This is a genomic window from Marinobacterium arenosum (assembly GCF_019795155.1).
Taxonomy (GTDB): Bacteria; Pseudomonadota; Gammaproteobacteria; order Pseudomonadales; family Balneatricaceae; genus Marinobacterium_C; species Marinobacterium_C arenosum.
The window spans coordinates 20,320-31,039 of record NZ_JAILYN010000052.1 but is presented as its reverse complement, the minus strand read 5'-3'; the positions used below and the strand labels follow the sequence as shown (position 1 = coordinate 31,039).

12 protein-coding genes are annotated in these 10,720 nt (G+C 62.6%); 4 read left to right on the top strand and 8 right to left on the bottom strand.

The annotated features are described in order from the left end of the window. Nucleotides 1–450 precede the first annotated feature (450 nt). From K6T12_RS18090 to K6T12_RS18075, 4 genes are all read right to left on the bottom strand, one after another. Nucleotides 451–1,584 carry a DUF5610 domain-containing protein gene (locus K6T12_RS18090; RefSeq protein ID WP_222224284.1) on the bottom strand — a complete coding sequence of 378 codons (1,134 nt, stop codon included), beginning with the start codon at nt 1,582–1,584 and terminating at the stop codon, nt 451–453. Nucleotides 1,585–1,670: 86 nt separating this feature from the next. Further along, nucleotides 1,671–1,979, bottom strand: coding sequence for a helix-turn-helix domain-containing protein (locus K6T12_RS18085; protein WP_222224283.1), 309 nt, complete (start codon nt 1,977–1,979; stop codon nt 1,671–1,673). 44 nt (nt 1,980–2,023) lie between these two features. After that, a complete protein-coding gene (locus tag K6T12_RS18080; RefSeq protein WP_222224282.1) occupies nt 2,024–3,136 on the bottom strand; it encodes a YcbX family protein in 1,113 nt (370 codons plus the stop codon). 16 nt (nt 3,137–3,152) lie between these two features. Beyond that, nucleotides 3,153–3,386 carry a Rho-binding antiterminator gene (locus K6T12_RS18075; RefSeq protein WP_222224281.1) on the bottom strand — a complete coding sequence of 78 codons (234 nt, stop codon included), beginning with the start codon at nt 3,384–3,386 and terminating at the stop codon, nt 3,153–3,155. Nucleotides 3,387–3,629: 243 nt separating this feature from the next. Between K6T12_RS18075 and K6T12_RS18070 the strand changes: the two genes are divergently transcribed. Then, complete coding sequence (locus tag K6T12_RS18070; protein WP_222224280.1) at nt 3,630–4,412, top strand: RMD1 family protein; 783 nt, start codon at nt 3,630–3,632, stop codon at nt 4,410–4,412. A 35-nt stretch (nt 4,413–4,447) separates the two neighbouring features. Here K6T12_RS18070 and K6T12_RS18065 read toward each other — a convergent pair whose 3' ends face one another. Continuing rightward, nucleotides 4,448–5,845: a methyltransferase gene (locus tag K6T12_RS18065; RefSeq protein WP_222224279.1), complete on the bottom strand. Its 1,398-nt coding sequence runs from the start codon at nt 5,843–5,845 to the stop codon at nt 4,448–4,450. Between the two features lie 106 nt (nt 5,846–5,951). Here K6T12_RS18065 and K6T12_RS18060 point away from each other — a divergent pair, with 106 nt between their 5' ends. The 3 genes from K6T12_RS18060 to ybaK all read left to right on the top strand — a co-directional run bounded on the left by K6T12_RS18060 (nt 5,952) and on the right by ybaK (nt 7,356). Then, the gene (locus K6T12_RS18060) at nt 5,952–6,182 is read left to right on the top strand and encodes a DUF3820 family protein (protein WP_222224278.1); all 231 of its coding nucleotides are present in this window, start codon (nt 5,952–5,954) and stop codon (nt 6,180–6,182) included. 91 nt (nt 6,183–6,273) lie between these two features. After that, the gene (locus tag K6T12_RS18055) at nt 6,274–6,816 is read left to right on the top strand and encodes a BPSL1445 family SYLF domain-containing lipoprotein (protein ID WP_222224277.1); all 543 of its coding nucleotides are present in this window, start codon (nt 6,274–6,276) and stop codon (nt 6,814–6,816) included. Nucleotides 6,817–6,879: 63 nt separating this feature from the next. Beyond that, nucleotides 6,880–7,356 carry a Cys-tRNA(Pro) deacylase gene (ybaK, locus tag K6T12_RS18050; protein ID WP_222224285.1) on the top strand — a complete coding sequence of 159 codons (477 nt, stop codon included), beginning with the start codon at nt 6,880–6,882 and terminating at the stop codon, nt 7,354–7,356. A 33-nt stretch (nt 7,357–7,389) separates the two neighbouring features. Here ybaK and K6T12_RS18045 read toward each other — a convergent pair whose 3' ends face one another. From K6T12_RS18045 to K6T12_RS18035, 3 genes are read right to left on the bottom strand one after another with little or no spacing between them, the layout of a single operon-like run. Further along, the gene (locus K6T12_RS18045; RefSeq protein WP_222224276.1) at nt 7,390–8,721 is read right to left on the bottom strand and encodes a sigma 54-interacting transcriptional regulator; all 1,332 of its coding nucleotides are present in this window, start codon (nt 8,719–8,721) and stop codon (nt 7,390–7,392) included. Beyond that, complete coding sequence (locus K6T12_RS18040; protein ID WP_222224275.1) at nt 8,718–9,194, bottom strand: hypothetical protein; 477 nt, start codon at nt 9,192–9,194, stop codon at nt 8,718–8,720. Before K6T12_RS18040 ends, K6T12_RS18045 begins: the two co-directional genes overlap by 4 nt. After that, nucleotides 9,194–10,603 (bottom strand): HAMP domain-containing sensor histidine kinase, encoded by a 1,410-nt coding sequence (locus K6T12_RS18035; protein ID WP_222224274.1) that lies wholly within the window; start codon nt 10,601–10,603, stop codon nt 9,194–9,196. The genes K6T12_RS18040 and K6T12_RS18035 overlap by 1 nt, the downstream gene beginning before the upstream one ends. Nucleotides 10,604–10,720 lie beyond the last annotated feature (117 nt).

The window sequence follows — 10,720 nt, the reverse complement described above, 5'->3', positions numbered from 1 at the left end:
TTACCAGTCTGGTGGATTACTGGCGCCAGCTTGCGGTGTTCACATGAACCGCCGTGGTACGGAACCGTATGCCCGGTGGTGTGGGAGGACGGCGGGGGTAACCCCGCCTCCTACCCGATCCCGTTTGCCTCCACAGAACGCCTGATCCTGCGTTTATGCCCTTAAGTCTGGGTGCGCGGCCCGATCATCGGCTGGCAAAAAGAACTCGCTCGTACCTCGCTCAGACAGCTTTTTGCCTGATCGCCGCTGCATCGTCCCGTGCTCGGGGCGCTCAGAGTCGGCCTAGACAGGGGTGTCAACGGCAAGTTGGTGACTGACGTAGATGGATTCCCAGAAAACTACGACGCGCCCTAATACCAGTCAGTGGAATTAACTGACGGGTATTAGGGCGTTAGGCTCGGCATTTCTTTTCTTTAAAAATGCGCTTAATGCGGAATGAGGGAAACGAGATCAGGCGAACATCGAATCCATCATGTCGTTCAGTAACTGCAGGTTGCTGTCCAGCTTGTTCTGCTGATCGGCGTCGGCGTCCTTGTAACGGCTGTCCTGCAGCGCCAGGTTGTCCAGCAGTTCGCTGACGAACTGGTCGGCCTGGTCCATGAACGCGATCTTCGGATCGTTGACCGCGCCGTTCAGCTTACCGGCCAGCCCCTGCAGCGGCGCCAGGGCGTTGCCGTTGTCCACCGCCGGCAGGCTGCCGACCCGGCTGTAGGCCGCGGCGGCGGAGTAGCTCTGGCTCTGCTCCAGGCGCAGGTTCATCGACGCCAGTTGGCTGCCGTCCATGCGGTATTCCGAGGCTTTTTCGAACGCCTGCTGCACGTCGCCACTGAAGAAGTCGTCGGCGATCTCATTGACGTCCTTCAGCAGGCTCTCGATCGCCGCCATCTCTTCATCGTTCAGGTCGCCATTGATGCTGAAGCTCAGGTTGCTGGCCACGCCGCGCTCGATACTGAAGCCGGCCGTGCTGCCATCTTCATTGCGGCTGAAGCCCGCCGAGGCGTTGTAATAGCTCGAGTTGCCGAACTCAATCGAGATCTGGTCGCCTTCCTGGGTGGTCAGGCTCAACGAAAAACTTTCCGCCTGGGCATAGCGTTCGCTGGCGTAGAAGCTCGCTGATGGCAGGGCCAGGCCTGGCGGCTGGCCCGGCTGCAGGGCTTTGACCGCGTCCATGGTCAGGTCGTAGGTGGTATCGATATTGCTTTTGATCTCGCCTTTCAGCAGCCCCATGTCGTCGAGGATCTTCTGAGCGTCCTTGAAGCCCTTCTCGATCCCTTTCATCGCCTGCTGGTGCAATTTGGCGATATCCTCTTCGGAGCGTCCGTCGGCACGGGCGTTTGCCAGCCCCATGCTGACGAAACCGGCAATGCGACCGGCCACCTTGTCGGGGGTGAAGTCCTCGGCATCCAGTTTACGCAGGTCTGAACCCTGCATGCCCGGAATGTTGTCCGCCAGTTTATTCAGCAGCGCGTCCTGCGCCTTGGCGTTATCGCTCTGTGACGGCTGGGCCGCCTTCGCCTGGCTCTGGTACCTGTCGGCATTGCCGACCAGCCCGCCGGGTTGCGTGTGTGTCTTGATAACGTTCATTGCGGCATCCTGACCTGTTCATTTGCACTGCCTTATTAGTCGGCAGATCGGCTGCAATCTTTAGGGTGGATCGATAACGCGCTGGGCTAACCTGCCAGCAGTTGTTCGATCTCGGTCAGGTGCTGCGCAACCCACGCCGGCCGGATCGGGCCCCAGTCGTCCAACTGGTAGTGGCCGGCGTTATGGCGGCCGCCCTCCTGCTGGATGAAACTGCACTGCACGCCGATATCGCCGAGGTCTTTCAGGCAGTCCTGGATGGTACGGCGCGGCATGCCGGTCAGCTGCTGCAGGCTGGTCAGGCTGTGCGCTTGCTGGCTGATCAGGTAGCTGAGGTACAACTTGCGGTAGAAGGCCCGCTGTTGCTTGGAAACGGTCGTTGATGCGGTGTCGGCCATTGAATGTCCTTTCTGGCTAAATGGGTGTGAAGTGGCGCCGGTAGTCAGGGCAGCTCCAGCAACAGGTCGCTGAGCGGAATCGCGCTACAGGCCAGGATCAGTCCGTCGCGCTGCTCGGCGTCACTGAGCGGCTGGCGGCTCAACTGCTGTACGTCACCGTCGCGCAGTTGGATCTTGCAGCGGCCGCAACGGCCGGCCCGGCAGGAGAACGGCAGTTCGATGCCATTGGCTTCCGCCTGTGCCAGCAGTGGCTGCTGGTTGTCGGCGGTGAATTGCTGATCGCTGCCGGCGAAACGGATCTGGAACTGCCGTTTTTCATCCGCCTGCGGTAGCTGCCGATAACGGGGCGTAGGCTGGCTCTCCAAAACCTCGATCTCGTCGCCTTCTGCAATTGTGCCCTCGTTCAGCGGAATCAGGTTCTGGCCGAAATAGACCTCGCCGTCCTCGCCGCGCCGGAAGCGGCGCAGCGTCGCCAGCGGTTCCTCGGCCGGCAGCGGCTGACCGCTGACCGGGTCGTAGGTGGTCATGACGCAGCGGGAGCAGGGTTTGATGATCTCGAACTCGACGCTGCCGATACGGATCCGCCGCCAGCCGTCTTCGATAAAGGGGGTATCGGCACTGACCACCAGGTTGGGGCGGAACTGGTCCATCCGGCTTGGTTGGCTACTGCGCCGGTTCAACTCAGCCAGCGAGGCGTCGGAGATCAGCAGCAGCGGGTAGCCGTCGGCGAAGGCGACCGGCTTGTCGGGCTGCAGTGCCGTGAAGCGTTTGGATTCATTGCCGAAGTAGAGCAGCTGTAGTGGCCGACCGAGCTTGGCGCTGAACCAGGCGTCAATCCTTGCCGGCAACCGCTGGCCGTCGACCCGGTCTCCCCACACCGTCACGGCCTGGTAGTTGGTCTGAAGGTCTGCCAGTGACAGCTCGATGCAGTCGCCGTCCGGTGCCTGCAGAGTCAATCCGTCCGGTCGCAGGTAGCTACGGATCGCCAGCAGTGCCGGGCACTCGCGGGCGGTGACGAAACGGCCGTCGGGATCGCTCAGCACGAAGCGGCGGTCGAACGGCAGCCCGTCGGCCTGGACCCGGCTGCGGCTGATCCGCAGGCCGGCGGTGGATTTGATCGGGTAGAGGTGGATCTCGCTAAGACTGGCGTTGCTCAAGCTGTTCTTCCATGCATCAGTAGGGGAGTTGGCTGGTAATCATATCAAGCCGGATGCGTAAACGGTCCCCCTGGCGGTTTTCGGCGATCAGGAACTCGCCCTCCTTGCTGTTTTCCAGGTCCAGAAAGCGAACCTGCTGGTGACGATGGGCGTCGCCCTCGCGCCAGCTCAGCTCGATAATCGCGTTGCGGATACAGGCCAGTTCGAAGCCGTCGTGTACCTCGCAGTTGATCGGTTCGTAGGGGTTCACAACTCTCCTCCCGTTTCGGGCGGCACGACCGTTGATTGAAGCTGTTGCGGGCGCATTCGGCAAACAGCTCTGAAAATGGTGAAAACAGCTGCCCGCAGGCTATTCGCGGTCATGTTTTTCCTGTTTTGGCTCCACTCCGCCACGGCTCGTCATGTTTTGCGTGGCGCGATCAATTAAAGATCCCAACGCTGTTTCAGTTCTGATAATTTTAGCCGGAATCCTGGCCTTTGAGGGTGGTAAATCTTGAATCAACTGGTGGTGATCTGCCTGTGTCGGCAGTTTTCCGTGACGCCGCTGCACACTTGGTTGCTGCAGTACCCGCAGGCGACCGTCTACCGCGATGCGGTGTATTGCGACTGGCATAACGGCGCGTTGGTGGTGTTCGATTTCGGTGCGTTGGTTTGCTGGGGGTTGGACGAGGATGAGCGGGCCGGGCTGATCGATCAGTTGGCGCCGTTCATGGAGCAGCCGCTGGCGACGCCGATCGTCGAAACCTTCCGCTACGGGGTCGGTGCCAGCATCGCCATGCACAACGATGAACTGACCCTGGCCGGCGGCCACCGGCTGGAGATGGTCGCCTGCAGTTTCGGCCTGGTACAGTCGGTCAAGCTGGAGCAGTTCGAGCTGTCGGCGGCGCAGGCGATCGAGTCGACCTATGCGATCCCGCAACGGATTGCCGAAACCGGCCGCAGCGGGCTGAACCGACGCGAGATCTCGCAGCTGCGCGGCAAGCTGTTCACCACGGTGGCGGATATCAACCTGAAGTTCGACCTGCTCGATACGCCGGAGTTTTTCTGGGAGTACCCGGACCTGGAGGATCGTTACCGGCTATGCGCGCACTACCTGGATGTGCAGCCGCGCATCGAGGTGCTCAACAAGCGGTTGGAGGTGATCCACGACCTGCTGACGATGCTGGCCGACGAGCAGAATCACAAGCACTCGGCGACCCTGGAGTGGATCATCATCTGGTTGATCGCCTTCGAGGTGGTGGTGTTCCTGGCACACGACATTTTCAAACTGTTTTAGCCACTACCGGCCCAGGCGAGGCATGGGGCGAGCCGTTAGCCGGCGGGGCTTTTCGCCAGCAGAAACAGCAAGCCCGGCAGTAGCTGGTCACCCTCTTTACGCAGCGGGAACTGCTCATGGTGCACGAGTTGCAGGCTATAGTGGTCGGCCAGTTGCTGCAGATAGCGGGCACTGTGCCGGTAGCGGCCGCTTGGCAGCAGGCTGAAGCTTTCCTCGTCCGGCGCCAGCTCGATGGTGGCGGCGAACAGCCCGTTATCGGTCAGCAGCTCGGGCAGCCGTTCGAACAGCGGGGCCAACTCGCCAAGGTAGATCAGCACGTCGGCAGCGCAGACCAGCGGCCAGCGTTCGGTAGTGCCCGTGGCGATATGGTCGAGCAGATCGGCCTTGATCAGCTGGTCGTAGACGTCCTTTGTCCGGGCCTGCGCCAGCATCGCCTCGGACAGGTCGACGCCGCTGAGCCGGTCGATCTGAAACTGTTTTTTCAGCACTGCGCCCAGCAAGCCGGTGCCGCAGCCGAGGTCCAGCACCGCCGGCAGCTGCGCCGCCAGCCGCTCGCTCAGCAGCCGAGCGATCCGCTGTGGCGCGTCATAGCCCAAGCTGCCGACCAGCCGCTGCTCGAACTGGCCGGCGTGCTGGTCGTAAAGGGCGCTGACGTAGCTGGCCGGGGCTCGCTCGCTCTGCGTACCCTCCGCGGCATCCAGCATATGGCGGGCGCTGCTGTCCTGCGGATCGAGCGCCAGGCAGCGGCGATAGAGCGGTAATGCGCAGTCGACCGCCTGCTGTTCGGCGCAGTAGTCGGCCAGCGCGCGTAGATCATCCACGTCCAGTCCCAAAGGCTCCAGAAAGGCTTCCAGCTCGGCTTGGCGGCCGCACAGCAGCATGTTCAGCGTCCACTCCTGCAGCCAGTCGAAGTTCTGCAACGGCTCTGGCAGGGCGTTCAACCGGGCCAGTGCCTGGCTGGGGGTGCCCTGTTTGCGTTCGGCCAGGGCCAGGCCGATATGGGCCTCGATGGCGTTGGCGTCGTTCTCAAGCAGCTGCTGCAGATCACTGCGCATCGCCGGCCAGTCCCGGCGCAGTTCATGTAGGTTCGCCCGGTTGGCCAGGCAGGCGGGATCGCCCGGCAGCAGGCGCAGTGCCTGGTTGATCGCTTGCAGGGCGTCGTCCAGTTGACCGGCATACTGGCAGGCCAGAGCCAGGTTGCTGAGTGCCTGGGCTCGCATCCGTTGCGGAGCTTTGAGTTCGAGCGCCTGGTGCAGGGCCTGTTGCGCGGCGGGGTAGTCAGCGTCTTTCAATAGCAGCACGCCGTACAGGTGAAGGGTGTTGAAATCGTCGGGGTTCTGGGCCAGCAGTTTGCGGCAGATGGCGCGGGCCGGGCCTGTCTTGCCCTGGTTCAGCAGCAACATCGCTTTGCGCAGCAGTGAATCGTGACTCATGGCGAATGGGTATTTAGTGCAATTTCATGATGCGGAAACCGGCGCCGGCGCCGGGCAGGGGTGCTACTATAGCCGACCCGTTTTTATGGACCAAGTTATAGCGCCGATGGATCAACTCGACCCGCAGAAGTTACTGAAACTGGCCAGCATGCAGATGCCGTTCGGCAAATACCAGGGCCGTCTGTTGATGGACCTGCCGGAGCCCTACCTGCTGTGGTTTGCCAACAAGGGCTGGCCCATTGGCGAACTGGGCCAGTTGCTGCAACTGATGCTGGAGATCCGCATCAACGGCCTGGAAGAATTGCTGCAACCGCTGCGGGCTGACCGCCGCCGTTGATCGGTTGGCGGGAATTCGATTGCTCTCCTACCCTCAAAGCAACACTGCCGGCTAAATGGGCCGGGCGATGATGGAAAGGGAGGGCTGGATTATGACCCGTTGGTTGATGGCGTTTGGCTTGTTGGCGTTACTGCTTTGGCCAGCGACGGCATCGCAGGCCGCATCGGCGACCGAAATTGATGCCAAGGTGCAGGCGGCTCTGAAAACCTTCTATCGTACCAGTCCGGCAGGCCAGGAACTGGCCGGCAAAGCGGTCGGTCTGCTGGTATTTCCGGAGGTCTACAAGGCAGGCTTCGGTATCGGCGGCGAATACGGCGAAGGGGCGTTGCTGGAAGGCGGCAAGACCTCGCGTTACTACAGCATCGCGGCGGCGTCGATCGGCCTGCAGTTCGGTGCCCAGGTCAAAAGCGAGATCCTGATGTTCATGACCTCGGAGGCATTGCGCCAGTTCAAGGCCAGCGACGGCTGGGAGGCGGGTGTCGATGGCAGTGTGGCGCTGGTGACCCTTGGCGCCGGTGGCGAGATCGACACCCAGAACATCCAGGATCCGATCATCGGTTTTATCTTTTCCAACAAGGGGTTGATGTACAACCTGTCGTTGGAAGGCTCCAAGATCACCCGTATCGAGCGCTAACCGGGCAGGCTTCCGACCGGCAGCGCCATTGCGTAGAATCGGCCTTCGTTCAGGAGGAAGATGATGACGCCCGCGATCAATGCCGTCAAAAAAGCACGGATCAAATTTCAGTTGCACGAGTACGCTCACGATCCCAATGCCGACTCCTATGGCGAAGAGGCCGCCCAGGCGCTGGGACTGGAGCCGCAGCAGGTGTTCAAGACCCTGCTGGTGGCGGTCAATGGCGATAACCGCCAGCTGGCGGTGGCGGTGGTGCCGGTGGCCGGCCAGCTGGATCTGAAGGCGATGGCGACCGCATTGAAAGCCAAGAAGGTCAGCATGGCCAACCCGCAGGATGCCGAGCGCGCCACCGGTTACGTGGTCGGCGGTATCAGCCCGCTGGGGCAGAAGAAGCGCCTGCCGCTGGTGCTGGACAACAGTGCCGAGGCATTGCCGACCATTCATGTCAGCGCCGGCCGGCGCGGGTTGGAGATCGAGCTGGCAGCGGCCGACCTGTTGAAGCTCAGCGGCGGGCTCAGCGCGCCGATCGGTCGCGGTTAGTTCAGCCGGCGCCTAGCTCCTTTCCCATACCGGTTACTGATCCGCCGGCTTGAACTGGGCCGCTTCCAGGCCGTGCTTGTTTAGCAACTTGTAGAAATCGGTGCGGTTGCGGCCGGCGATCTTGGCTGCCTGGGTGACATTGCCGTCGGTGATCCGCAGTACCGTACTGAGGTAGCGGCGCTCGAAATCGGCCCGGGCGTCGTTGAAGTTGGGAATCACCGGTTGCTGGCTGGTCAGCGCCTGGGCCACTGCCCCTTCGCTGATGATCGGCGTGCTGCTCAAGGCGGTCAGCTGCTCGATCACGTTCTCCAATTGACGCACGTTGCCGGGCCAGCTGGACTGCGACATCAGCTGCAGTGCGCCGGCCGAGATCCCCTTGACGCTGGGGTTGTGGCGCTTGGCCGCGCGGGCCAGGAAGTGGCGTGCCAGCAGCGCGATATCCTCCGGCCGCTCCTGCAGCGAAGGCAGGCTCAGGTTGACCACGTTGAGCCGGTAGAACAGGTCTTCGCGGAACTCGCCCGACTGCATCGCCTGCTCCAGGTCGCGGTGGGTGGCCGACAATACCCGTACATTGACCGAGACCGATTCGGTACTGCCGACCGGTCGGATCACCCGCTCCTGCAGGGCGCGCAACAGCTTGACCTGCAGCGCCAGCGGCATATCGCCGATCTCGTCGAGGAACAGGGTGCCGCCGTCGGCCGCCTGGAACAGGCCCTGATGGCGGTTGACCGCCCCGGTAAAGGCGCCCTTGGCGTGGCCGAACAATTCCGATTCCAGCAGTTGCTCCGGCAAGGCGCCGCAGTTGATGGCGATGAACGGCTTTTCGGCGCGCGGGCTGGCGCGATGGATCGCCCGGGCCAGCAGCTCCTTGCCGCTGCCGCTGGGGCCGCTGATCAGTACGCTGACGTCCGAGCCGGCGACACGCTGGGCCTGTTGCAACAGCTGCTCCAGCGCCGGGCTGCGGCCGATGATCTCTTCCCGCCAGCTGTCGGCCGCCGCCGGTCCGCTGCCGGCAAGCGCCCGTTCGAGGGTTTCCATCAGTTGGTCGCGATCGATCGGCTTGGTCAGGAAACCGAACACCCCCTGCTGGGTGGCGCTGACCGCATCGGGGATTGAGCCGTGCGCGGTCATGATCACCACCGGTAGCTGCGGATGCTGTTGCTGGATCGCCTGGAACAGCGCCAGCCCATCCATCTCCTCCATGCGCAGGTCGGTCAGCACCAGGTTGACGCTTTCGTCCAGCAGCCGCAGCGCTTCCGCTCCGCTGTTGGCGGTGGTAACCCGGTAGCCGCTGGCGCTGAGGCGCAGGCCGAGCAGTTTCAGCAGGGCAGGGTCGTCATCGACCAGCAGGATATGGTGGCTCATCGGTTCAACTCCCGTTCCCGGCTCAAGTCCTGTTCTATCTCGGTAAGCGCCTTGATCTGCTCCTGCAGCTGCTGGTTTTCCTGCTGCAGTTCCATCTGGCGGCGCTGCAGGTCGGCCAGCTTGCGGCCGAACTGGCGGCGTAGCAGCAGGTAATCATCGGTGTTGCAGCTGTCGGTATCGGCCAGCGCGCGGCGGTAATGCAGCTCGGCCTGCTCCAGCTGAGCGGTGCTGGCCTCGGGCAGTGACAGCATCAGTGCCAATGCGTGGTCGTTGTTGCCCTGGCGGGCCTGCAGACGCAGTTTCTGGCGGCCGCTGCTGTCGGTGGTCAGGTATTGCTGTTCCAGCGCAACCAGGTCATGCAGCGCCTGGTCGTCCAGGCTGCATTCGATCGGTTTCAGCATCTCCGGCAGGGTCTGCTGGCATCCGCCGAGCAGCACCAGTGTTAGTAAAACTGGCAGGTGCTTGTTCAACATCAGGATGACTCCGGTCTGGGCAGGCTGAGACGGAAGGTCACAATCTGGTTCTGGTTTTGATGCAACGAAAGCTCGCCGTTCAGCGCCCGGGTCGCATCCTGGGCGATGCTCAGGCCGATGCCGGAACCCTTGACCGGCCCGCTGCGCCGGTTCTGTCCCTGGTAGAACGGCTCGAACAGCCGGCTGACGTCCTCCTCCGGGATGGTCGGCCCCCGGTTGCTGATATCGATCAGCAGTCGTCGCGGCTCGGCCGTCAACTCGATAGCCAGCCAGCCATCCGGGCTGCCGTACAGGGTGGCATTGGAGATCAGGTTGCCGAGCACCCTCAGTAACATGGTGCGATCGACCGGCCACTGGACCTCGCGCTCCGGTAGCTGCAGATCGATCCGTTTTTGCTGCAACTGCAGCCGGTAAGGGGCCAACGCATCGCGTAACAGCGGCAGCAGCTCGATCGGCTCAGCGGCCAGTGCGGGTGATTGGACCTGCAGTCGGTTGTAGTCGAGCAGCTGTTCGATCAGCGTCTGCAGTTCCCGCGCCTGGTGTTGCAGCAGCTCGACCACTTCCTGCTGATCGGCGTTGAGATCACCGGTGACGCCATCGGCCAGCAGGTCGCTGCCTTCGCGCAGGGTGGTCAGCGGGGTTTTCAGCTCGTGCGACATATGGCGCAGGAAGCGCTGCTTCTCATGTTCCAGCTGGTCCAGCTGCTCGCTGAGCCAGTTCAACTCGCCGTGCAGGGTCTGCAATTCATGGGGGCCGCTGCCGGGATGGAACGGTTGACGTTCGCCCTGGCCGAGGGCGCGGATGCGCCGCGCCAGTTCACGTACCGGCCGGCTGATCGAGCGCGACATCAGCAATATCAACAGCCCGGACAGGGCGATCAGGCCGATGGTCAGCATCCAGACCTGGCGCTGGGTATCGGCCGCCTGCAGGTTCAGTTCGGTCAGCCGTTGCTCCAGCCGCTGGCGCAGCGTGTCGTTCAACTGGCGGGTGGCCTGCAGCAGTTGCTGGGCCGGCTCGCTGTCGGCGGGTTGTTGCTGTAATGAATTCAGTTGCTGATGCAGTGTGGCGACCTGCCGGTTGTCGTTGAGCCAGAAGCTCTGGATATCCAGTTCGGTGCGGTACAGCCCGGCCAGGTTGTCGAGCCGCTGCTGAATCTCATCCTGCTGGACGATCTGGAACTGGCGCGAAGCGCGCAACAGGTCCTCCGCCAACTGGTTCATCTGCTCGGCGCGCTTGGTGCTGTCCAGGGCCTGCTGGGCGTAGTCGCGGATCCGGTCGCTCTGGTCGGTCAGTGACTGGGTGGCCTGGTAGATCAACACGCACAGCGGGGTGACGACCAGCAGGAAGCCGATCAGCACCAGCTGCTGCAGGGAGCGGGGTTGCCAGGCGGGAGGAGAGATTGGCTGCATTACCAGATCGATCGGTTAAACGAGTGTTTGAATGGACAGGCTATTATCCCCGACTGATCGGGTGATCGCCACTGCTTACAGCATAGATAGTCTGCCAGCTGCCGTTGCCGGCGCCGA